General features: G+C 43.0%; 19 protein-coding genes, 1 tRNA gene and 3 rRNA genes. All 23 read left to right on the top strand.

Translation table 11 applies throughout. The features are described 5' to 3' along the window. The first annotated feature begins 83 nt into the window (after positions 1 to 83). The 23 genes from LPB68_RS11640 (at position 84) to LPB68_RS11530 (ending at position 24,238) form a co-directional block, all read left to right on the top strand. On the top strand, positions 84 to 947 hold the full coding sequence (locus tag LPB68_RS11640) for a peptidyl-prolyl cis-trans isomerase (RefSeq protein WP_157891915.1): 864 nt from the start codon (positions 84 to 86) through the stop codon (positions 945 to 947). 323 nt (positions 948 to 1,270) lie between these two features. Then, the gene (cysK, locus tag LPB68_RS11635) at positions 1,271 to 2,209 is read left to right on the top strand and encodes a cysteine synthase A (protein WP_068661262.1); all 939 of its coding nucleotides are present in this window, start codon (positions 1,271 to 1,273) and stop codon (positions 2,207 to 2,209) included. A 367-nt stretch (positions 2,210 to 2,576) separates the two neighbouring features. Next, the gene (locus LPB68_RS11630; protein ID WP_082865854.1) at positions 2,577 to 4,121 is read left to right on the top strand and encodes an anthranilate synthase component I family protein; all 1,545 of its coding nucleotides are present in this window, start codon (positions 2,577 to 2,579) and stop codon (positions 4,119 to 4,121) included. A gap of 24 nt (positions 4,122 to 4,145) precedes the next feature. Beyond that, entirely contained in the window at positions 4,146 to 4,727 is a 582-nt protein-coding gene (gene pabA / locus LPB68_RS11625) for an aminodeoxychorismate/anthranilate synthase component II (protein ID WP_068661260.1), read from the top strand. Further along, a complete protein-coding gene (locus LPB68_RS11620) occupies positions 4,724 to 5,626 on the top strand; it encodes an aminotransferase class IV (RefSeq protein ID WP_068661259.1) in 903 nt (300 codons plus the stop codon). Before pabA ends, LPB68_RS11620 begins: the two co-directional genes overlap by 4 nt. Next, positions 5,607 to 6,470 carry a dihydropteroate synthase gene (gene folP, locus LPB68_RS11615; RefSeq protein WP_068661258.1) on the top strand — a complete coding sequence of 288 codons (864 nt, stop codon included), beginning with the start codon at positions 5,607 to 5,609 and terminating at the stop codon, positions 6,468 to 6,470. Before LPB68_RS11620 ends, folP begins: the two co-directional genes overlap by 20 nt. Before the next feature lie 20 nt (positions 6,471 to 6,490). Then, complete coding sequence (folB, locus tag LPB68_RS11610; protein WP_068661257.1) at positions 6,491 to 6,853, top strand: dihydroneopterin aldolase; 363 nt, start codon at positions 6,491 to 6,493, stop codon at positions 6,851 to 6,853. A gap of 9 nt (positions 6,854 to 6,862) precedes the next feature. Then, on the top strand, positions 6,863 to 7,411 hold the full coding sequence (folK, locus tag LPB68_RS11605) for a 2-amino-4-hydroxy-6-hydroxymethyldihydropteridine diphosphokinase (RefSeq protein WP_068661256.1): 549 nt from the start codon (positions 6,863 to 6,865) through the stop codon (positions 7,409 to 7,411). Beyond that, entirely contained in the window at positions 7,363 to 7,575 is a 213-nt protein-coding gene (locus tag LPB68_RS11600) for a helix-turn-helix domain-containing protein (RefSeq protein ID WP_068661255.1), read from the top strand. Before folK ends, LPB68_RS11600 begins: the two co-directional genes overlap by 49 nt. 174 nt (positions 7,576 to 7,749) lie before the next feature. Next, positions 7,750 to 8,763, top strand: a complete 1,014-nt coding sequence (gene dusB / locus LPB68_RS11595; RefSeq protein ID WP_068661254.1) for a tRNA dihydrouridine synthase DusB — start codon at positions 7,750 to 7,752, stop codon at positions 8,761 to 8,763. 242 nt (positions 8,764 to 9,005) lie between these two features. Beyond that, positions 9,006 to 9,482, top strand: a complete 477-nt coding sequence (gene greA, locus LPB68_RS11590; protein ID WP_068661253.1) for a transcription elongation factor GreA — start codon at positions 9,006 to 9,008, stop codon at positions 9,480 to 9,482. Positions 9,483 to 9,633: 151 nt separating this feature from the next. After that, entirely contained in the window at positions 9,634 to 11,145 is a 1,512-nt protein-coding gene (gene lysS / locus LPB68_RS11585; protein WP_068661252.1) for a lysine--tRNA ligase, read from the top strand. Between the two features lie 465 nt (positions 11,146 to 11,610). Beyond that, positions 11,611 to 13,166, top strand: a 16S ribosomal RNA gene (locus tag LPB68_RS11580). A 337-nt stretch (positions 13,167 to 13,503) separates the two neighbouring features. Then, positions 13,504 to 16,435: ribosomal RNA gene (locus LPB68_RS11575) — 23S ribosomal RNA — on the top strand. Between the two features lie 197 nt (positions 16,436 to 16,632). Continuing rightward, positions 16,633 to 16,749: ribosomal RNA gene (gene rrf / locus LPB68_RS11570) — 5S ribosomal RNA — on the top strand. Together the 16S, 23S and 5S rRNA genes form the textbook arrangement of a ribosomal RNA operon. Positions 16,750 to 17,366: 617 nt before the next feature. Continuing rightward, on the top strand, positions 17,367 to 18,824 hold the full coding sequence (gene guaB, locus LPB68_RS11565) for an IMP dehydrogenase (protein WP_068658910.1): 1,458 nt from the start codon (positions 17,367 to 17,369) through the stop codon (positions 18,822 to 18,824). A gap of 140 nt (positions 18,825 to 18,964) precedes the next feature. Next, positions 18,965 to 20,371: a D-alanyl-D-alanine carboxypeptidase family protein gene (locus tag LPB68_RS11560; RefSeq protein ID WP_068658912.1), complete on the top strand. Its 1,407-nt coding sequence runs from the start codon at positions 18,965 to 18,967 to the stop codon at positions 20,369 to 20,371. Positions 20,372 to 20,484: 113 nt separating this feature from the next. Next, positions 20,485 to 21,366, top strand: a complete 882-nt coding sequence (gene pdxS / locus LPB68_RS11555; RefSeq protein ID WP_068658914.1) for a pyridoxal 5'-phosphate synthase lyase subunit PdxS — start codon at positions 20,485 to 20,487, stop codon at positions 21,364 to 21,366. An 18-nt stretch (positions 21,367 to 21,384) separates the two neighbouring features. Beyond that, positions 21,385 to 21,960 carry a pyridoxal 5'-phosphate synthase glutaminase subunit PdxT gene (pdxT, locus tag LPB68_RS11550; RefSeq protein ID WP_068658916.1) on the top strand — a complete coding sequence of 192 codons (576 nt, stop codon included), beginning with the start codon at positions 21,385 to 21,387 and terminating at the stop codon, positions 21,958 to 21,960. 187 nt (positions 21,961 to 22,147) lie between these two features. Continuing rightward, positions 22,148 to 23,431 carry a serine--tRNA ligase gene (gene serS / locus LPB68_RS11545; protein ID WP_068658918.1) on the top strand — a complete coding sequence of 428 codons (1,284 nt, stop codon included), beginning with the start codon at positions 22,148 to 22,150 and terminating at the stop codon, positions 23,429 to 23,431. An 87-nt stretch (positions 23,432 to 23,518) separates the two neighbouring features. After that, positions 23,519 to 23,607 (top strand) — tRNA-Ser (locus LPB68_RS11540). Positions 23,608 to 23,706: 99 nt separating this feature from the next. Further along, positions 23,707 to 24,051, top strand: coding sequence for a hypothetical protein (locus tag LPB68_RS11535; RefSeq protein WP_068658923.1), 345 nt, complete (start codon positions 23,707 to 23,709; stop codon positions 24,049 to 24,051). 31 nt (positions 24,052 to 24,082) lie between these two features. Further along, complete coding sequence (locus LPB68_RS11530) at positions 24,083 to 24,238, top strand: small acid-soluble spore protein P (protein ID WP_068658924.1); 156 nt, start codon at positions 24,083 to 24,085, stop codon at positions 24,236 to 24,238. Positions 24,239 to 24,422 lie beyond the last annotated feature (184 nt).

Below are 24,422 nucleotides of genomic sequence, written 5' to 3'. Positions count from 1 at the left end.
ATATGAAGAGGATCGAAAGTGGAAAAAGGACCCTGTGGGCAGTCAATGTAATTTTGGTAATAAGCGTCCTTTTTATGGGGGGAATGATTTTATTTCGTGGTCTTAAACCATTGAATCCCCCTTTGCTGACGGAAGAAGGTAGAAAGATAGTAGCTTATTTCCAAGATGAGCAAATTTCCGAAAGTGAATGGGTGCAAGAGCTTAAGCGAAAGCATGGACAAGAAATACTGGTTCATATATTGAACCGTAAGGCTGTATATGAAGAAGCAAGTTCGCTATCTATTGATATCTCTCCCGAAGAAGTAGCAAGCGAATTGAAAAGAGATATGATCGGGTATGATTCCGAAGAAGCATACTATTACGAGATGGAGACACAATTGGGTCTCTCCCCAGAAGATGTTGCGACAGAAATGCATTATAGATTAACGCTACAGGAAATTGCTATATCTGAGATCGATATTACGGAAGCCGAAATTGATAACTATTTCGAAGAGAATAAGGACCAATTTGAAGCACGTAAACAATTCCAATTATCGATCATTAAGGTTGCTAGCCAAGCGTCTGCTGAAGATATTCTTGATCAGCTTGAGGATGGTGCGGATTTCACTCAGATGGCCAAGGAGTATTCAACAGACGTTACAAGTCGCGACAAAGGTGGAAGAATTGGCGCAGTGGAATGGAATGATCCATTCTTGCCCCAGAAGATGCTGAGCGCAGCGGATTCACTAAAGATTAATGATATTGCAGGTCCGTTTGAATGGGACCATGATTATGTTATTATCCAGTTGACGGATATTGTCGTAGAAGAGCAGGAAGATATACGAGACATTCATATGACTATCCGCAAGCAACTTGCACTTAATGAGTCGATTCCATTGACACAATTGGAGAATAACTTAAGAGATAAATATGAGGCGAGGTTGATGGTCTATATTCCTCCGGCTTGAATTTTCTAAAAATATAGGATCTGAATACTATTTAAATTGTGGATACTTTATCGTACGGTTATTGATAACTGTCAGTGAAGTATTCTTTTTGTATATACTATGTTGACAAGGGGAGTAAAGGTTTGATAATATGATGGTACGAAATACCAACCGGTTTAGTCGGATATATAAGGGGTAGTACAGACCAGGCAAGCGAGAATGAAAGATGATTTCATTATGAAGATGCCTTCAGTCTGATGCTGGTTCCTTTTCATACAGCTAGATTTACTGTCATTAGTATACTTTTATAGTTATGATCTATTATCCTAGGGAGGTTTTTATTTATGGCAAAAGTCGTCAACAATGTAACTGAATTAATCGGAGAAACACCACTTGTTCGTTTGAATCGTCTAGTATCTGAAGATAGTGCAGAAGTCTATCTTAAATTAGAGTATCAGAACCCAGGTTCAAGTGTTAAAGACCGTATCGCTATTAGCATTGTAGATGAAGCGATTAAGGATGGTAGCCTCAAACCAGGTGGAACTATCGTTGAAGCAACTAGTGGTAACACAGGAATTGGCTTGGCTATGGTAGCTGCTGCAAAAGGATATAAGGCAATTATCGTAATGCCTGAAACTATGAGCTTAGAGCGTCGTAACTTATTACGTGCTTACGGTGCTGAACTTATTCTAACTCCAGGATCTGAAGGTATGAATGGGGCGGTTACTAAGGCTGAAGCCATCGTGAAAGAGAACCCTGGATATTTCATGGCTGAGCAATTTAAGAACCAAGCCAATGTAAAAATCCATCGTGAAACAACTGGACCAGAAATCGTGGAAGCTATTGATTCCATTGGTGGGACGTTGGATGCATTTATTGCAGGTATTGGTACAGGCGGAACGATTTCAGGTGCTGGTGAAGTATTAAAGGCGAAATATCCAGATATTAAGATTTATGCAGTTGAGCCTGCATCATCACCAATCTTAGCTGGTGGCAAACCAGGACCGCATAAGATTCAAGGACTTGGTGCTAACTTTATTCCTGAGATTCTCAATCAAGATATTTATGATGAGATCATTCACATAGAGAATGATGATGCTTTTGAAGTTGCACGTCGTGTAGCTACAGAAGAAGGTATCTTATCTGGTATATCATCAGGTGCTGCTGTGTCTGCTGCTCTAAAAGTAGCTAAACAACTCGGTAAAGGCAAACGTATCGTCGTTATTATTCCTAGTAATGGTGAACGTTACCTTAGCACACCGCTATATAATTTCGAAGGATAATAGAGCTTTATTACTATATACGAATAAGCTAAACCCCTATTGCGCTGGTATTGGCAATGGGGGTTTTCTATTGAAATATAGGGAAGCGTAAGTATCGCTTGATATCCTATTCCTAGTTGTTGAAATCAAAGCTTTTCAAATGGGTTCTATCTAAAGTATACTGACAACCAAGTTCAAGTATCGGTATATGGCGTATATCAAGAAGTAACGCTATTAAATAACTAAGCGTATGCTTCCGATGCAAGTTATTTAACGAAGTATATCAAGAAGTAATGCTATTAAATAACTTTTAAGAGGTGATAAGGTGGTTGGAAATGTGTTGACTCCACTTGCTCAGTGGAAACGTTGGTCAACTGAAGAGTGGAGCATGCTGCCTTATCTTGTGCGGTTAAAGAATCAGACTCTACCCTTCGCTTGGACAAGTGTGTGGGAAGCTGCATCACCTTATACGGTTGTACTGGAAAGTGGGAAGGGTGGGCGATATACCTATCTAGCCCTTAATCCGGTCTCTATTATTTCGGGTAAAGGAGACGAAGCAAGTATTACGGAACTCCCTTCTGGTGAGATGGATGTAGTAAGTGGTGCTCCTCTTGAACTCATTGAACAATGGATGAGCGATTATCGTACTCCCCACATGCCAATCGAGGAGGGGGGGAACTATCCACCTTTTATAGGAGGATGTGTTGGTTTCCTTGGTTATGATGTTGTTCGTTCTATAGAGAAACTTCCCTCGATAGCGGAGGATAAGCTACAAGTGCCTGATTATATGTGGATGAGAATGAATGAAATATGGATTTATGATCATGAGGATCAGACCGTCTACTGTGCTGTCCATACACCATTAAATAAGTGTAAGAATAGAGATCCTTCTCAATTGGAGACGATGTACAAGGAAGCTGAGGATAAAGCTTCGGCTATGATGCAACTATGGATTTCGTTGACTGAAGCAGATGCTAATAAAGATTCTAATGCTGAGACTGAACGTAATCGTCGCTTGTGCCAGTTGGAGGAATTAGAAGAGCGGGATCAATGGCAACAAAAAGATCAGTCTTCTACAACCTTGTGGCCAGGAATGACAACGCAATTTACACAGAAGTCTTTTGAGACAGCTGTACAACGTATCCAGGAATATATACGGCAAGGGGATGTCTTTCAAGTTAATCTGTCGCTTCGGCATGAGCTAGAATTGAATTCTACACCAGAGCAAATATATGAATGGCTTCGCATATTGAATCCTTCCCCATATATGGGGTTACTTCGATCACCAGGCTTCTCTCTTGTGAGTGGATCACCTGAATTGCTGGTGAAGGTACATGATGAGAAGGTAAGTGCCCGCCCCATTGCAGGAACGAGGCGAAGAGGGAAGACGAACGATGAAGACGAAGTAATGGCTTCGGAGCTATTATCCAATGAGAAGGAACGCGCTGAACATATCATGTTAGTTGATCTTGAACGAAATGATATTGGCCGTATAGCAGCATATGGATCCGTGAATGTTCCTGAACTGATGACAATCGAATACTATTCACATGTGATGCACTTAGTCTCCCAAGTTGACGGGAAATTAGCTCCTGGAAAAGATGCTTATGAAGTAATTGCAGCTCTTTTTCCGGGAGGTACGATAACAGGAGCTCCTAAGATTCGGACAATGGAAATTATTGATGAGCTTGAACCTGTCCGTCGTGGTCCATACACGGGGTCTATGGGATGGATTGACTATAATGGTAATATGGAATTAAATATTATTATACGAACATTGGTAGCAATAGAGGGTAAAGGATATATTCAAGTTGGGGCCGGAATTGTAGTGGATTCCGATCCATATCGGGAATATCGTGAATGCCACAATAAAGCGAAAGCTATGATTAAGGCAGTGTTATGTAGTGAGGAAGAAACGGCCGCAAGTAAATAGAATGAACTTATAGGAGGAAATTTCATGATATTGGTGCTTGATAACTATGACTCTTTTACGTACAACTTGGTTCAGTATCTAGGAGAATTAGGTCAGGAAGTAAAGGTATATCGCAATGATGAGATTGATATCGCAGGCATCAAGGAACTTGCACCTGACCATATCTTGATTTCTCCAGGTCCTTGTACCCCAACTGAAGCAGGAATCAGTCTAGAGACGATAGAAAATTTCAAAGGGATAATTCCGATCTTCGGTGTGTGCTTGGGTCATCAAGCGATAGGACAAGCTTTTGGGGGGAATGTTGTTCGTGCAGAACGTTTAATGCATGGTAAAACATCACCAATTCATCATCATGGCACCTCTGTATTTGAAGGTCTACCTTCGCCTTTTACTGCAACTCGATACCATTCATTGTTGGTGGAACGTGAGAGCTTACCAGATTGTTTAGAGATCACAGCGGAGACGGCAGAAGGCGAGATTATGGGACTTCGCCACAAGGAATATGCAATCGAGGGTGTGCAATTTCATCCGGAATCGATTATCACAGATTATGGACATCAGATGCTACGTAACTTCCTAGAACAGTCTACAGCACAACAGGCATGAACTTTATAGGTATGAATTTCGGTATTGTTGAGGAACAGGATGCGAAAGTATCTGTGATGGACCATGGCTTCTTATATGGAATGGGACTGTTTGAGACATTTCGGACATACGGAGGGACTCCCTTTTTATTAGAGAGACATTTAAAAAGACTTTCTACAGGATGCCACGTTCTGGGAATCCCTTATAAAGTGGATATAGAAGCTACCTCTACATGGATTTTTAGCGTAATGAAAGCCAATGGGCTAGGGGAGGCTTATATCCGTTATACGGTTAGTGCAGGTGAGGATATATTAGGATTGCCCGCGGATAATTATAATTACCCAAATCATATTCTAACAGTCAAGGAACTACCTAAGACTAATCCAGGACTTTATGTTCACGGGAAAGGATTACAAAGGTTACATGCACGCCGGAATACACCTGAGGGTCCCGTCCGTCTGAAATCACTGCATTATATGAATAATATTTTGGCAAAACGAGAACTAGCGACCTATCCTATAGCTAAAAGTTATCAAGCAGAAGGACTGATGTTGAATGCACAGGATATTGTGGCTGAGGGAATAGTAAGTAATATCTTTTTCGCCAGATTAGGTATGCTCTATACTCCCCATGTGGATACTGGAATATTGCCCGGAATTACTAGAGAAGTGGTGTTAGAGTTGGCAATGGAACAAGGCCTAGCTTATGAGGAAGGTTATTATACATGGTCGGATTTGTTGACCGCCGATGAAATATGGATGACGAACTCTATTCAAGAGTTGGTGCCAGTGACAACGCTTATTGAGGAGGATGGCTCCTGTATAACGATTGGTAGCGGTACAGTGGGTCCAATAACGACAAGGTTTCTTACTTTATATCGCCAGAAAGCAGGTATCACCTATGAAGACAACAATCTATGATCGAACTTATTCCTGCGGAGAAACAGAATTAAAGCTAGGCAAATCCACGCTTGTGATGGGTATTTTAAATGTAACGCCGGATTCATTCTCTGACGGTGGACAATATACAGACACGGAAATCGCTGTTCAACATGCAGTACAAATGATGGAAGACGGAGCCGATCTTATTGATATAGGTGGGGAATCCACGCGACCAGGCTCTGCTCAGGTTGGGGCAGAAGAAGAACTGGAACGTATTATCCCCGTCATTGAGGCTATCCATCGTGAAGTACCACATATTCCGCTCTCAGTAGACACCTATAAAGCAGAAGTTGCTCGGCAAGCGATCCAAGCAGGAGCACATATTATCAATGATATCTGGAGAGGAATCGGTGACCCGAAGATGTTAGCAACGGCGGCTGAACTCTCGGTACCTATTATTCTAATGCATAACCGCCATGATCGGAATTATACGAATCTGATGGAGGATGTTGTTCAAGATTTGAAGGAAAGTATCCATCTAGCTCTTAAAGCTGGTGTGCATCAGAATAATATTATTCTTGATCCTGGTATTGGTTTCGCAAAAGATTATTCCGAGAATATGCGAGTGATGATGGGACTGGATACTTTAGCTGATCTAGGATATCCTGTATTGTTGGCTACATCTCGTAAGAAATTTATACGTACTGCTTTAGATCTACCCGTAGATGATGTTATGGAGGGCACGGCTGCAACAGTAGCCTTCGGCATAGCGCAAGGATGTCAGATTGTGAGGGTTCATGATGTAGCATTGATCAAACGTACCGTTCAGATGTGTGACGCGATGTTATATGGATCACCGGAATCGATGATTATTCACGCATAGTAATAGGAGGGATAGACTAGATGGATAAAATGGTTATGCACCGTATGGAGTATTACGGATATCACGGTGTTTTTGCGGAAGAGAGAAAGCTTGGACAACGCTATTACATCGATTTAGAACTTGAGATGGATCTTCGAGAAGCGGGAGAACAAGATGACTTAAGCAAGACAGTAAATTATGCTGAGATACATGAATTGGTTAAGGATATTGTAGAGAATAAATCTTTTAAATTAATTGAAGCTCTAGGAGAAGTTATTGCATCCTCGTTATTAGACACTTATACTAGTATCTATGCATTGACGGTCAAAGTGACCAAACCGCATCCTCCGTTCGATATTCACTTTCAAGGTGTAACGGTGGAGCTGTTCAGAACAAGAAAGTGAGAAACCATCATGAAGCCACACTTTACCTCTGAGCCATCAGAGGCTTATATTGCTTTAGGGGCGAATTTGGGTGACCGAGAGGGCACTTTAATGGAAGCTGTAGAACGTCTTCACGATCATCATCAAATCAACGTCCTTCGCTCCTCGCATCTTTATGAGACAGAACCTGTTGGATATGTTGATCAACCTTATTTTCTTAATATGGCGGTTGCTATAGAGACCGAACTAGATCCTCATGCACTACTTACGGTTATGCAAGGTATTGAAAAAGAATTAGGTCGCGTTCGTCATATTCATTGGGGTCCGCGTACGGTAGATTTGGATCTTCTATGGATGCAGGGATGGGTTGAAGCAACACCAGACCTTATTCTGCCTCATCCTCGTATGGAGGAGCGCGCTTTTGTACTTGTACCACTGAACGATATTGTACCCTCTGAAGAAACCACTGGTCTACAAAAGATTGTTAAGACAGCACTCGAGAAACTGGATGGAAAGGAAGGGATACAATTATGGAGAACGTACAATTGGGAAACCGGATCCGCGCCTTCAGGAAATTAAAGGGATATACCCAACAAGAACTAGCATCAAGAATGGGTGTGTCTCTCGTTATTTTAGGAGAAATTGAGCGTGGTAATCGTCATATAGAAGATCAAATTTTAAACAAAATTGTAGATGCGTTGGGAATTACAATCCCAGACCTTACCCATATTGTTTCTGGTTAAGTAATACAAGTAGTAACACAAACAATAAAAACTAGGTAAATGCTTCCGATGCAAGTTTTTATCGAAGTAACGCAAGTAGTAACACAATAAAAAACTAAGTAAATGCTTCCGAAGCTAGTTTTTATCGAAGTAACGCAAGTAGTAATACAATAAAAACTTTGGGGTGATCATCACATGCTGAAAATTGGCGATATTGAAATGAAGAACCAAGTCGTGCTAGCGCCTATGGCGGGTGTATGTAATCCTGCTTTTCGATTAATAGCTAAAGAATTTGGAGCGGGACTCGTCTGTGCGGAGATGGTGAGTGGCAAGGCTATCGTCCATGGTAACAAACGTACACATGATATGCTTTTTGTAGACGAACGGGAAAAGCCATTGAGTTTACAGATTTTTGGGGGAGACCGTGATTCTCTCGTTGAAGCAGCCAAAGTCGTAGATCGCGAGACAAATGCTGATATTATTGATATTAATATGGGCTGTCCTGCTCCAAAAGTAACTAAAATTGATGCAGGGGCGCGTTGGCTTCTGGATCCAAATAAAATTTATGAGATGGTATCCGCTGTAGTGGCTGCTGTGAATAAACCTGTAACTGTAAAGATGCGTACGGGTTGGGATAGTGAACATATCTATGCTGTACAGAATGCCCAAGCTGTAGAACGTGCAGGAGGCAAAGCGGTGAGTGTTCATGGAAGAACGAGAGAACAACTATACACCGGCCATGCGAATTGGGATATCATTAAAGAAGTAAAACAATCTGTATCTATTCCTGTCATTGGTAATGGGGATGTTGTAACACCTGAAGATGCTCGCCGGATGTTGGAGTTAACGGGTTGTGATGGTGTTATGATCGGTCGCGGAGCGCTTGGTAACCCATGGATGCTATACAGTACCATTCAATATTTGCAGACAGGTGAACTGGTTGCAGATCCAACGGCTGAAGAAAAGATTAAAATTGCCATTCTCCATATGGATCGTTTGATCGCTATGAGAGGGGAACAACATGCAGTTCTCGAAATGCGTAAACACTTAGCTTGGTATTTGAAAGGGCTAAAGGGTTCAGCTCGAATTAAAGATGAGATTATGGAAGAAACAAGACGAGATGAAATGGTGAAGATTCTGGAGGATTATGTAAACTCCTTGAATCAGCAAGATGAGAGTAATGGTGATTTATCAGCTGTAACAGCATAGACAAATTAATCTTTACGTATTAGCCAGTGAAACTGCATTGACTTTTTGAAATGGTTACCATATACTTTTTCAGTATAAATTCGACTTAGTCTTAATTACGGCAGCAGAGGATGTTCTGACTCCTCAGATTCCGCATATAGTATCATTTATAAGTATAAGGGAGTCAATTTCATAATCGCCTTGCGTAATTATGAAATTGACTCGGACATTTTAAATTATTAATTGACAGGAGAATCGGTTTAATGAGCGATAAAGAAGTCATTCTTACACAGGAAGGTCTCAAGAGGTTAGAGAATGAGTTAGAGCAACTTAAGTCTGTCAAACGTCGTGAGATCGCTGAACGAATAAAGGTTGCTATTGGTTATGGTGATATTAGCGAGAACTCGGAATACGAAGACGCTAAGAATGAACAGGCCTTTATTGAAGGAAGAGTTATTACTCTTGAGAAAATGCTACGGAATGCTCGAATCATCAATAATGACGATATTAATACGGATTCTGTGGGTGTAGGTGCTACGGTAGTCGTGAAAGATCTAGAATATGGTGATACGTTAGAGTATTTAATCGTAGGTACCGCTGAGTCGGACCCTCTTAACAACAAGATATCGAATGAAAGTCCAGTTGGTAAAGCAATTCTAGGTAAACAAAAAGGTGCAGTTGTTGATGTCAATGTTCCAGCAGGCGTTATACAATATGAGATCGTCGATATCAGAAAATAAGAGTTATGTAAGAGGTTTGTTTAAAAGGGCTTCCTAAAAGGAAGCTTTTTTTTAAAAATAAAAAAAGTATAAGTTTCACTTGATCGGCTGATGAACCGTTTACTGCAAGTGATGGGTAAGTGTTGAGTGAAGATGAGGGAGATGAAGTTGCATGTCGGAAGAGTTAAACAACCAGGAAAACGAACTTAGTGAAATGCTACAGATTCGTCACAACAAATTGGACGAGCTTAGAGGAATGGGTCTTGACCCATTTGGTAAGAAATACAACAGAACACACAACGCTGGCGAATTGGTCGCAGAATATGATCAATTCTCACATGATGAATTAGAGGAAAAAGCAATAGATGTCTGTGTTGCGGGCCGTATTATGGCTAAACGGGGCATGGGTAAGGCTATTTTTGCTCAAATCCAGGATCTTAGTGGAAAGATTCAGATATATGTACGTCAAGACTCGGTTCCTGAAGTGAAATTCAATGCGTTCCGATTATTTGATCTTGGTGACATTATTGGTGTTAAGGGTCAAATGTTCAAAACAAAAACGGGTGAGACCACAATTAAAGTGGAGGATGTAGAGATCCTGTCTAAATCTTTATATCCATTGCCTGATAAATTCCATGGACTTAAAGATGTGGAACTACGTTACCGTCAACGTTATGTCGACTTGATGATGAATCCTGAAGTACAGCAAACTTTTGTTATGCGCTCTCGTATTATTCAATCCATGCGCCGGTATTTGGATTCACTCGGATACTTGGAAGTGGAAACACCAACATTACACACGATTGCAGGTGGTGCGGCTGCGAAACCATTTATGACGCATCACAACGCGCTTGATATGGATATGTATATGCGTATTGCAATCGAACTTCATTTGAAGCGTCTTATCGTGGGTGGGCTTGAAAAGGTATATGAAATTGGACGTGTATACCGTAACGAGGGTGTCTCTACTCGCCATAATCCGGAGTTTACCATGATTGAGCTTTATGAGGCATACGCTGATTATCACGATATTATGAATCTAACGGAAAGTATGGTTGCTCATATCGCGCAGGAAGTCTTGGGTACAACAGTTATAGATTATCAAGGTCAAGCGATCGATCTAACTCCGACATGGCGTCGAGTATCTATGGTTGATGCAGTTAAAGAAGTAACAGGTGTAGATTTCAGTGTTCATATGACAGATGAAGAGGCACGTAATCTGGCAAAAGAACATAAGGTACCTGTTGAAGCTCATAACAAGTTTGGTCATATTGTAAATGAATTCTTTGAGCAATTCGTCGAAGAAACATTGATTCAACCAACATTTATTACAGGTCACCCTGTGGAAATATCACCTTTAGCTAAGCGTAATGAAGAAGATCCACGCTTTACAGATCGTTTCGAGCTATTTGTTGTGGCTAGAGAACATGCTAATGCCTTTACGGAATTGAATGATCCGATTGATCAGCGTCAGCGTTTCGAATCTCAACTATTGGAGCGTGAGCAAGGGAATGATGAAGCGCATGAAATGGATGATGACTTCATTCGTGCACTAGAGTACGGTATGCCTCCTACAGGCGGGCTTGGGATCGGGATTGATCGTTTGGTAATGTTGCTTACTAATTCGGCTTCCATTCGTGATGTACTTCTGTTCCCTCATATGCGTCCTTTGAAAGAACAATAATCTGTAATACTCGATAAATACCAACTCATCTTTCTGTATAAGGAAGGAGGGTTGGTATTATTTTTTTAAAAAGGCTTGCATTGTGTAGTCTATTCATGGTATATTCTTATTCCGGTCATTTAAGTAGTATATAAATGATGTGGCAAGGGAATACTCGTTCGAAACACTAAACGAAAATAAAGCTTGCATAAACGAACCGGACATGTTATGATATAGAAGTTGTCGCCGAGAGTAACTAACGGCGAAGAACGAAAGAAATTGATCTTTGAAAACTGAACAACGAGTGAGTGGTTTTCACGAAAGTGAGAACAAAACAAATGAGAAATCATTTGATAGAGAAAGAAATTTCTCGTCAGTTTGTTTCAAAATGAGCGAATCGCTCTTTTCATTAAATCGCCATTTAATTATCTTCTCTGCAAGGAGATGGATCAATTAAATGACGGTCAACCAAACTTCGTTTGGTCCTATATGGAGAGTTTGATCCTGGCTCAGGACGAACGCTGGCGGCGTGCCTAATACATGCAAGTCGAGCGGAGTGATTTGAAAGCTTGCTTTCAAATCACTTAGCGGCGGACGGGTGAGTAACACGTAGGTAACCTGCCTGTAAGACTGGGATAACTACCGGAAACGGTAGCTAATACCGGATAACTTGTTTCCTCTCCTGGGGAGACACTGAAAGGCGGAGTGATCTGCCACTTACAGATGGGCCTGCGGCGCATTAGCTAGTTGGTGAGGTAACGGCTCACCAAGGCGACGATGCGTAGCCGACCTGAGAGGGTGAACGGCCACACTGGGACTGAGACACGGCCCAGACTCCTACGGGAGGCAGCAGTAGGGAATCTTCCGCAATGGACGAAAGTCTGACGGAGCAACGCCGCGTGAGTGATGAAGGTTTTCGGATCGTAAAGCTCTGTTGCCAGGGAAGAACGCTTGGGAGAGTAACTGCTCTCAAGGTGACGGTACCTGAGAAGAAAGCCCCGGCTAACTACGTGCCAGCAGCCGCGGTAATACGTAGGGGGCAAGCGTTGTCCGGAATTATTGGGCGTAAAGCGCGCGCAGGCGGTCATTTAAGTTTGGTGTTTAATTCCAGGGCTCAACCCTGGGTCGCACTGAAAACTGGGTGACTTGAGTACAGAAGAGGAGAGTGGAATTCCACGTGTAGCGGTGAAATGCGTAGATATGTGGAGGAACACCAGTGGCGAAGGCGACTCTCTGGGCTGTAACTGACGCTGAGGCGCGAAAGCGTGGGGAGCAAACAGGATTAGATACCCTGGTAGTCCACGCCGTAAACGATGAGTGCTAGGTGTTAGGGGTTTCGATACCCTTGGTGCCGAAGTTAACACATTAAGCACTCCGCCTGGGGAGTACGGTCGCAAGACTGAAACTCAAAGGAATTGACGGGGACCCGCACAAGCAGTGGAGTATGTGGTTTAATTCGAAGCAACGCGAAGAACCTTACCAGGTCTTGACATCCCTCTGAATCCACTAGAGATAGTGGCGGCCTTCGGGACAGAGGAGACAGGTGGTGCATGGTTGTCGTCAGCTCGTGTCGTGAGATGTTGGGTTAAGTCCCGCAACGAGCGCAACCCTTATGCTTAGTTGCCAGCACATTATGGTGGGCACTCTAAGCAGACTGCCGGTGACAAACCGGAGGAAGGTGGGGATGACGTCAAATCATCATGCCCCTTATGACCTGGGCTACACACGTACTACAATGGCCAGTACAACGGGCTGCGAAACCGCGAGGTGGAGCCAATCCCAACAAAGCTGGTCTCAGTTCGGATTGTAGGCTGCAACCCGCCTACATGAAGTCGGAATTGCTAGTAATCGCGGATCAGCATGCCGCGGTGAATACGTTCCCGGGTCTTGTACACACCGCCCGTCACACCACGAGAGTTTACAACACCCGAAGTCGGTGGGGTAACCCGCAAGGGAGCCAGCCGCCGAAGGTGGGGTAGATGATTGGGGTGAAGTCGTAACAAGGTAGCCGTATCGGAAGGTGCGGCTGGATCACCTCCTTTCTATGGAGAATCGTTTCCTGCAACGGAAACATTCAAAGCGTCCGATGTAAGTCGGCGTAAATAGACTTTGCAATGCAAAGTCGACACTCACTCGTGTTCAGTTTTGAAAGAGCAATCTTTCAAAGTAATATCTTTTCCAATACTTACTGGGTGACTGGTGAGGAAAGAAAATGATATGATATTCTTCCGCTGAACAAGCGGTAGGAACTTGATCCTTGAAAACTAGATAACGAACGAATTTGCAAGTTGAAACATTCTTTTATATTTACGTTTTGTTACTTGTTAACAAAACAAAGTGTAAAAGTAGCTACAATATTTTCTCTTTGAGAAAAATTGAGGTTAAGCTACTAAGAGCACACGGAGGATGCCTAGGCGCTAGGAGTCGATGAAGGACGTGGCGAACAACGAAACTGCCTCGGGGAGCTGTAAGCAAGCTTTGATCCGGGGGTGTCCGAATGGGGAAACCCGGCTGTGGTAATACGCAGTCACTCCCACCTGAATACATAGGGTGGGTAGAGACAGACCAGGGGAACTGAAACATCTAAGTACCCTGAGGAAGAGAAAACAATAGTGATTCCGTCAGTAGCGGCGAGCGAACGCGGATTAGCCCAAACCAAGGAGCTTGCTCCTTGGGGTTGTGGGACGTCTCACATGGAGTTACAAAGGAATATATTAAGCGAAGAGGTCTGGAAAGGCCCGGCATAGAAGGTAAAAGCCCTGTAGCTGAAAATGTATTCCCTCCGAGACGTATCCCGAGTAGTGCGGGGCACGTGAAACCCCGTATGAATCCAGCAGGACCATCTGCTAAGGCTAAATACTCCCTAGCGACCGATAGTGAAACAGTACCGTGAGGGAAAGGTGAAAAGCACCCCGGAAGGGGAGTGAAATAGAACCTGAAACCGTGTGCTTACAAAAAGTCAGAGCCCTATCTATGGGTGATGGCGTGCCTTTTGTAGAATGAACCGGCGAGTTACGTTCCCGTGCAAGGTTAAGGTGAGAAGCCGGAGCCGCAGCGAAAGCGAGTCTGAATAGGGCGACATATAGTACGTGGACGTAGACCCGAAACCGAGTGATCTACCCCTGTCCAGGGTGAAGGTGCGGTAACACGCACTGGAGGCCCGAACCCACGCATGTTGAAAAATGCGGGGATGAGGTGGGGGTAGCGGAGAAATTCCAATCGAACTCGGAGATAGCTGGTTCTCCCCGAAATAGCTTTAGGGCTAGCCTCGGAATGAAGAGTCGTGGAGGTAGAGCACTGATTGGGTGCGGGGCCCGCAAGGGTTACCAAGCTCAGTCAAACTCCGAATGCCATGTACTTATATCCGGGAGTCAGACAGTGAGTGCTAAGATCCATTGTCGAAAGGGAAACAGCCCAGACCATCAGCTAAGGTCCCCAAGTGTGTGTTGAGTGGAAAAGGATGTGGAGTTGCACAGACAACCAGGATGTTGGCTTAGAAGCAGCCACCATTGAAAGAGTGCGTAATAGCTCACTGGTCGAGTGACTCTGCGCCGAAAATGTAACGGGGCTAAACACACCACCGAAGCTATGGCTAGATGCTAATCGCATCTGGGGTAGGGGAGCGTTGTATAGAGGTTGAAGGTGTACCGTGAGGAGCGCTGGACACTATACAAGTGAGAATGCCGGTATAAGTAACGAAAAGATCAGTGAGAATCTGATCCGCCGAAAGCCCAAGGTTTCCTGAGGAAGGCTCGTCCTCTCAGGGTAAGTCGGGACCTAACGCGAGGCCGAAAGGCGTAGTGGATGGACAACAGGTTGAAATTCCTGTACCACCGTAATCCGTTATGAGTAATGGGGTGACGCAGCAGGGTAGTGACGCGGACTGATGGAATAGTCCGTCTAAGCAGTGAGGCTTGTGTGTAGGCAAATCCGCACACTAATAGGCTGGGCTGTGATGGGGAGCGAAAATTATAGTAGCGAAGGTCATGATCTCACACTGCCAAGAAAAGCCTCTAACCAGGAGAAGGTGCCCGTACCGCAAACCGACACAGGTAGGCGAGAAGAGAATTCTAAGGCGCGCGGAAGAACTCTCGTTAAGGAACTCGGCAAAATGACCCCGTAACTTCGGGAGAAGGGGTGCCCCGGTAGTGTGAATAGCACGAGGGGGCCGCAGTGAAAAGGCCCAAGCGACTGTTTAGCAAAAACACAGGTCTGTGCGAAGCCGTAAGGCGAAGTATACGGGCTGACGCCTGCCCGGTGCTGGAAGGTTAAGGGGAGTGGTTAGGGGAAACCCGAAGCTATGAACCGAAGCCCCAGTAAACGGCGGCCGTAACTATAACGGTCCTAAGGTAGCGAAATTCCTTGTCAGGTAAATTCTGACCCGCACGAATGGCGTAACGATTTGGGCGCTGTCTCAACGAGAGATCCGGTGAAATTTTAATACCTGTGAAGATGCAGGTTACCCGCGACAAGACGGAAAGACCCCATGGAGCTTTACTGCAGCTTGATATTGAATTTGGGTACGATTTGTACAGGATAGGTGGGAGCCTGAGAAATAGGAGCGCAAGCTTCTATGGAGGCGCCGTTGGGATACCACCCTGATCGTATCTAGGTTCTAACCTAGGACCGTAAACCGGTTCGGGGACAGTGTCAGGTGGGCAGTTTGACTGGGGCGGTCGCCTCCTAAAGAGTAACGGAGGCGCCCCAAGGTTCCCTCAGAATGGTTGGAAATCATTCGAAGAGTGCAAAGGCAGAAGGGAGCTTGACTGCGAGACCTACAAGTCGAGCAGGGACGAAAGTCGGGCTTAGTGATCCGGTGGTACCGCATGGAAGGGCCATCGCTCAACGGATAAAAGCTACCCTGGGGATAACAGGCTTATCTCCCCCAAGAGTCCACATCGACGGGGAGGTTTGGCACCTCGATGTCGGCTCATCGCATCCTGGGGCTGAAGTAGGTCCCAAGGGTTGGGCTGTTCGCCCATTAAAGCGGTACGCGAGCTGGGTTCAGAACGTCGTGAGACAGTTCGGTCCCTATCTGTCGTGGGCGCAGGAAATTTGAGAGGAGCTGTCCTTAGTACGAGAGGACCGGGATGGACGCACCTCTGGTGTACCAGTTGTTCCGCCAGGAGCATAGCTGGGTAGCTACGTGCGGACGGGATAAGCGCTGAAAGCATCTAAGCGTGAAGCCCCCCTCAAGATGAGATTTCCCAATTAGTAAGACCCCTTGAAGACTACGAGGTAGATAGGTTGGAGGTGGAAGTGCAGTAATGCACGGAGCTGACCAATACTAATCGGTCGAGGGCTTATCCTAAAAGTTTTCCGTAGGAAAACTGACTTCGGAAGCGTTACGCTTTGCATCGAAGGAAGAACTACGGAGACAAGTGTTTCAATGCAGATTCGTTCGTATCTAGTTTTCAGGTGATCAAACATCTGATAGCTGCATGTCCTTTCTAAGGGCTGATATTTTCTCGCAGCGATTTCGAGAAGCGTAAGCTTCGAAAAATCACGTTTGGTGGCGATAGCGGAGGGGTTCCACACGTACCCATCCCGAACACGACCGTTAAGCCCTCCAGCGCCGATGGTACTTGGACCGCAGGGTCCTGGGAGAGTAGGACGTCGCCAAGCATAAGAACCACTATTGATTTCGATCAATGGTGGTTTTTCTTTGTGTTTTTTATGTTGAAGAATGAGTACAAATGACCGAAGAATCATAAAATAGATGCACAGAGTATACTTAATGTAGAAGAAATATAAGTGGGGAATAAGTAATTGTATCTTTGTACACTTAAAATCGTGATATATCTGAAAATAGAGTGATTTCATAAAATTAGATGTAGGTTTATCAACTGAAAGTAGCAAATAACCAATATGGATGAGATTATTTGTATTTTATGCAACTATTAAAGGAGAGATCGAGATTACTGGGGAGTCACCAAAATTCCTAAGTAACTGAAGCTAATGGATGTAGCAGAGTTACTAAAGCTCTATATTTGTTGGATTTGCTGGTTTAACGAAGTTACTAAAGTTACCGATATAATTTGCTATAGTATCAGCCGATTCTTTTCTTATTAATATAGGTTGGAAGAATAGATCTTATTATACAAAGGAAACCAGACTGAATTTCTTGACAGCCCTAACCCCCTTTGTTAAGATGACAATAATATATTTTCAGAACACGCGTTTTTTGCTTTATTTATAAGGTTTTTTTATTGGATTTATGAAAAAGAGGAGGTTTACACAAGGTGCGTGAAGACAAGTTTGGTAAAGAGGGTTTAACATTCGATGATGTACTATTAGTACCCCGAAAATCTGAGGTTCTGCCGAAGGAAGTGGATGTGTCCACAAGACTAAGTAAACATGTGAAGTTGAATATTCCATTAATTAGTGCGGGTATGGATACGGTAACTGAAGCTGCTTTAGCTATTGCGATAGCTAGAGAAGGTGGAATAGGTATCATTCACAAGAATATGTCGGTAGAACAACAGGCTGAGGAAGTAGATCGTGTGAAACGGTCTGAGAGTGGGGTAATTACTAATCCTTTTTCACTAACACCTGATCATCTAGTATCTGATGCAGAAGCAGTTATGGCGAAATTCCGTATTTCTGGTGTGCCGATCGTGAATGAATATAAGAAATTAGTTGGTATTTTGACGAATCGTGATTTGCGGTTTATCCATGATTATAGCATTAAGATCAGTGAAGTTATGACACAGGAAAGCCTGGTAACTGCTCCAGTAGGAACAACACTTCAACAAGCAGAAGTTATTTTACAACAACATAAGATTGAGAAATTACCTTTGGTAGACTCTAACGACATTCTTAAAGGGCTTATCACAATTAAGGATATTGAAAAAGCAATCCAATTTCCTAACGCTGCTAAGGATTCGCAAGGTCGCCTTTTGGTTGGTGCAGCGATTGGTATTTCTAAAGATACAAAAGAACGCACAGAGGCATTAGTGAAAGCTGGCGTAGATGTTATTACCATAGACTCAGCTCATGGACATCATATTAATATCATTGATGCAGTTCGTGAATTACGGGGATTATATCCAGAACTCACTATTATTGCAGGTAATGTGGCGACAGGCGAAGCTACTCGTGATTTGATTGAAGCTGGTGCATCTTGCGTTAAGGTAGGGATTGGACCTGGATCAATCTGTACAACTCGTGTAATCGCTGGTATTGGCGTACCACAAATTACTGCGATTTATGATTGTGCCTTAGTTGCTTCTGAATATGGTATTCCTATCATCGCAGATGGTGGTATTAAATACTCCGGTGAAATTACAAAGGCTATAGCAGCTGGTGGACATGCTGTCATGTTGGGAAGTCTATTTGCAGGAACTGAAGAAAGTCCAGGTGAATCTGAGATTTATCAAGGACGTAAATATAAAGTATACCGTGGCATGGGTTCTATTAGTGCGATGAAGCAAGGAAGTAAAGATAGATATTTCCAAGATGACGATAAGAAGCTAGTACCTGAGGGTATTGAAGGTCGTGTAGCGTTTAAAGGGCCACTTTCAGATACGATTATGCAACTTGTTGGAGGACTTCGCTCAGGCATGGGGTATTGTGGTGCTGAATCGTTAGATGTTCTTCGTAATGATACACAATTCATCAGAATAACAGGTGCAGGGCTTCGAGAAAGCCATCCGCATGACGTACAAATCACCAAAGAAGCGCCAAATTATTCGGTATAATGTCAATATAACCAACTTTAAAGACAATGTACCAACATAGACAGGGCGATTTTCGCTCTGTCTGTCTTTTTTTGAACTATACGCTGTGTTAGAATAGAATAAGTGGGCTATTTTCATAGACAGAGAGGAGTTTATATTCATTGAAACATAAGACAGTAAAATCTAGTAAACGTCAATTGGTCAAGAAAAGTATAGCTTCGGTTATACTATTAAATATGTTAATTACATCGTCACTACCTCTAGTAGTATTAGCAGAGGCGGAGATATCGACAACAGAAGCTACAACAACAAATTCAAATTCAGCAACAACTGAGGTTGCAACTACAGGTATTAAGATTCCAGATGCAGCGAGTTTAGGTTTGCAGGTGAAATCAGCCGTATTAATTGAACCTACGACAGGTGAAGTGCTGTTATCTATTAATAGTGATGTTGCATTACCACCTGCGAGTATGACGAAGATGATGACGGAGTATATCGTGGCAGAACAAGTGAAACAAGGAAAGTTGAGCTGGGATCAAGTCATTACGGTGGGCGAGAACGCAGCAGCTACAATTGGATCACGTATATTCTTAGCGGAAGGAGATCAGCATACCGTTGAAGAACTATACATAGCAATGGCTGTCGGATCAGCTAATGATGCTACTGTCGCTTTAGCTGAACAAGTAGCAGGGTCTGAGGCAGCTTTTGTCGATATGATGAATGAGACTGCAGAACGTATGGGTATGACAACAGCATTTTTTATTAATTCTACTGGGCTTAGTCGTGCAGATATGCCAGAAAAATTTAGACCAAGTGAGGATCGGGAAACGGTCATGTCAGCGATGGATACAGCTATTCTTGCGAAGTTCATTGTTCAAGATCATCCGGATTTCTCAAGGTTTACGGCTATACAATCGCACCAATTCCGTGAACGTGATACTAATCCGATCATTAACTATAACTGGATGTTGGAAGCCAATAAAGATATAACGAACTTTAAGGCTTATGCATACGAAGGGCTAGATGGTTTGAAGACAGGTCATACGGAAGCTGCGGGGAATTGTTTCGCAGGTACTGCTGAGCGAGATGGCATGCGTTTAATCAGTGTCGTCATGGGGGCAGAGACAAATGCAGCTCGCTTTGTTGAGACGAAGAAAGTCCTTGATTACGGATTTAATAACTTCGAGATCCAACAAGTGATTGCTCCTAAAACAACGGTGGAAGGTACGGAAACAGTTCCTGTTAAGAAGGGCGTTGAGACTTCTGTTGCTGTGGTGACGGACTTAGATGTTCAGTTTATGGTACCTAAAGGCACACAAAATCCGACGATTACCTCTGAGGTAACTCTAATGGATGCTGAAGAACTTGTTGCTCCATTGGCCAAGGGTACGAAGGTAGGAACGATTACTTATACCTATAAGATTGAGGGTATGAGCGAAGCTCAAGAAAAGACTGTGAATCTGGTTACAGCTGAAGAAGTAGAAAAGGGCGGATGGTTCCGCTTGTTATTCCGTGGAATTAAACAGTTGTTTGTCGATTTGTTTGACGGAATCATGAATTTGTTTTAATAACTATAGTCTTTTGTATTCGAAGTTAATTGATTTACCATCCATCCCTTCATAAGTCATTAGAGGTATGGGAAGGGATAGGTATGAGCATATATATTTCAGGGGGCGAAAACATGGAAACAGGAACATCGCGTGTAAAAAGAGGTATGGCAGAAATGCAAAAGGGTGGCGTTATTATGGACGTCATGAATGCAGAACAAGCTAAAATTGCAGAAGCAGCAGGTGCAACAGCTGTCATGGCTTTGGAACGAGTTCCTTCTGATATTCGTGCTGCCGGTGGTGTGGCTCGTATGGCGGATCCTACCATTGTGGAAGAAGTTATGAAAGTTGTATCGATTCCAGTTATGGCGAAAGCTCGTATTGGTCATTTTGTTGAAGCGAAGATCTTGGAATCTCTTGGAGTAGATTATCTTGATGAGAGTGAAGTGCTAACACCAGCTGACGAAGTGTTCCATATTGATAAATGGGATTTCACCGTTCCTTTCGTATGTGGTGCTAAGGACCTCGGAGAAGCTTTACGCCGTATCGGTGAGGGTGCTTCTATGATCCGTACTAAGGGTGAACCAGGAACAGGGAATATTGTTGAAGCCGTTAGACATATGCGTCATATCAATGGTCAAATCCGTAAAGTTCAGAATATGTCCAAAGATGAGCTGTACGCTGAAGCTAAAAATTTGGGTGTTGCCCATGATTTATTGGTTGAGGTTCAGAAGCTTGGTAAGTTGCCTGTGGTTAACTTTGCTGCAGGTGGAGTTGCAACACCGGCTGATGCAGCATTGATGATGCATTTAGGAGCAGATGGTGTATTTGTTGGATCGGGTATTTTTAAATCGGAGAATCCAGAAAAATTCGCACGTGCTATCGTAGAGGCAACAACGCATTTTAATGATTATAAATTAATTGCGGATGTTTCCAAAAATTTAGGTGCTGCTATGAAGGGTATTGAAATTTCAACTTTATCTGCTTCTGAGCGGATGCAGGATCGTGGCTGGTAAGAGAGAAGGTTAAGACATATGAGAATAGGGGTTCTAGCATTACAAGGTGCTGTTACAGAACATATCCGTAGTATTGAACTTGCGGGTGCTACAGGTGTTGCAGTGAAACGAGTAGAAGAACTGGATGATATTCAGGGACTTATTATTCCTGGTGGTGAAAGTACAACGATCGGTAAACTTATGCGTAAATACGGGTTTATTGAGGCTATTCGAGATTTCTCAGCATTAGGAAAGCCTATATTTGGAACATGTGCAGGTCTAATCTTACTCGCTGCAACAATTGAAGGTCAGGAAGAAGCTCATTTGGAGTTAATGGACATCACTGTTGCTCGCAATGCATTTGGCCGTCAGCGTGAGAGTTTTGAGACAGACTTAGGGATTACTGGTATTGAAGAACGAGTTAGGGCTGTATTCATTCGTGCGCCGTTGATTCGTACAGTAGGTCATGAAGTGAAGGTTCTATCTACTTATCATGACGAGATTGTCACAGCTAGACAAGGACATTTATTGGTTGCATCATTTCATCCAGAGTTAACAGATGATTACCGTCTTCATCAATACTTTGTGGAAATGGTACAAGTAAGTCAATTATAATGAAGTTAACATACAAAGTGTAATCAAAACACCTCGACCTTTTGTATCAGTTGTATTCCCTTAGAGGGATTATGGCTGAATATGATCAGACAGATCTTCTCCTGAAAAGAAATCCGTTTACGAAGTGGATGCTAAGGAGATGTTTCTCTGAAGGGTTGAGGTTGTTTTTTATAAGGAGGGTATTTCTGTGTTAGATGTGAAAATATTGCGTGGTGATTATACAAGAGTAGAAGAAGCACTGAAGAACCGAGGTAAATCACTCGATCTGATCGTAGACTTTCCTAAACTTGATAGTCGTCGTAGAGAATTGCTACAAGAAAGTGAAAATCTAAAAAGTCGTAGAAACAATGTATCAGGAGAAGTAGCTAAGCTGAAGAAGAACGGTGAAGATGCTCAATCCTTGATTGAAGAAATGCGAGAAGTTTCCGATCAGATTAAATCTTTAGATGAAGAAGTTCGTGAACTTGAAGTAAGCATTGCAGACTTAACGATGGCTATTCCGAATATTCCTCACGATTCTGTTCCTTTAGGTAAATCTGAAGCTGATAATGTGGAAGTACGTCGCTGGTCCGAACCTAAGGCGTTTAGTTTCACACCTAAGGCGCATTGGGATATTGCACAGAATCTAGGAATACTTGATTTTGAGGCGGCTGCTAAAGTAACAGGATCTCGGTTTACCTTCTATAAAGGGTTAGGAGCACGGTTAGAACGAGCGCTTATTAACTTTATGATGGATTTACATAGTAATGATCATAGTTATGAAGAAGTCCTTCCACCGTATATTGTGAATGGTGATAGTCTACGTGGTACAGGACAGCTTCCGAAGTTCGAAGAAGATCTCTTTAAACTTCGCGATACGGATTATTATTTAATTCCAACAGCTGAGGTGCCAGTGACGAACTATTACCGCGACGATATTCTAACAGCTGAAGATTTACCAAAATATTTCGTAGCGTATAGTTCATGTTTCCGTTCTGAAGCTGGATCTGCGGGTCGAGATACGCGGGGACTTATTCGTCAACATCAGTTCAATAAAGTTGAACTTGTGAAGGTAGTACATCCAGACTCTTCATATGAAGAATTAGAGAAAATGACAGCAGACGCAGAGCGCGTTCTACAGCTTCTGAACTTGCCGTATCGAGTGCTTGCACTTAGCACTGGAGATATGGGCTTCTCAGCCGCTAAGACGTATGATATTGAAGTGTGGCTTCCGGAAAGCGATATGTATCGTGAGATCTCCTCATGTTCGAATACAGAGAATTTTCAAGCACGTCGTGCGAATATTCGATTCCGTCCTGAAGCTAAAGCTAAACCAGAATTTGTCCATACATTGAATGGTTCTGCACTAGCAGTTGGACGTACTTTTGCAGCAATTCTAGAGAATTATCAGCAAGAAGATGGCAGTGTTATCATTCCTGAGGTGCTTCAACCTTATATGGGAAATATAAAAATAATAAATTCTAAAAAATAAGCTTGCTTTTTGATGTTCAGTTGTGATAAGATAAATTCTGTTGTTAAGGAATAATTACTTAACGCATGAAACAACTGAATATCATTTGGAGAGGTACCGAAGCGGTCATAACGGGGCGGTCTTGAAAACCGTTAGAGTGCAAGCTCACGTGGGTTCGAATCCCACCCTCTCCGCCATTATTTTAAAATTACTAACCATTCTCAGTTTCTGAGGATGGTTTTTTGTATAAAAAACACTCTACATTCACACCTTAAAGTGAAGAGGAGGTGTTCTTTTTGAATGAAGATTTTGAACTAAATCAAGGTGAACTTGTGGATGCTTGGCAATCCGCATTACCTGTTATTCTTAACACAACGGATCACGCCAAGGTTGTTGCGGATGAAGGGGATTCCAAAAGTGTTCGAATCCAAATAGATACCGCAGGTAGACAAGCGTATTCTTTTGACTTTCAGTGTACGTATAAGGATACACGTGAAGTTGATGTTGCATTAGTTGATGTAGAACTGGATGGTCGATCAGTCGATGAGCATAGTAATGTTATTCAGGAATTAGCTGGGGATTATATACGCCATATCCACGAATGTGCTCAATCGCTACATGATGTAACAGATCCATCCTAGAGTTCCCAATAATATAGAAGAGGTGATATTGATGAGCAAACCTAAGGCCATTCCAGTTCCTGAAGCTCAAGTCGACCGGAGGAATCATTCGCATCAAAATGACTCTGACGGTGTACAAGAACCACTCTCTGGATCCAAGAAGGTGAAGAATCACAATCATGTAAGTCACCTAAATAAACAAGGCTAGGCTGTTAATCTGATAATTCATGTATTATAGATAGGACTGTACCGACAGTAGATATTCTACGAATCGGACAGTCCATTTTTATGGGAAAAATAGGGAATTGGTTATATAAAATAGAATAATTACCCAAAAAGGGTTTCGCAAATATCCAATTTAGGTTATGATTGAAAAAGTGACTATTTGTTCA

This window comes from Paenibacillus crassostreae, from assembly GCF_001857945.1.
Lineage (GTDB): Bacteria > Bacillota > Bacilli > Paenibacillales > Paenibacillaceae > Paenibacillus_AQ > Paenibacillus_AQ crassostreae.
The sequence above is the reverse complement of the archived record's forward strand: the minus strand, read 5'-3'. Positions and strand labels throughout refer to the sequence as shown.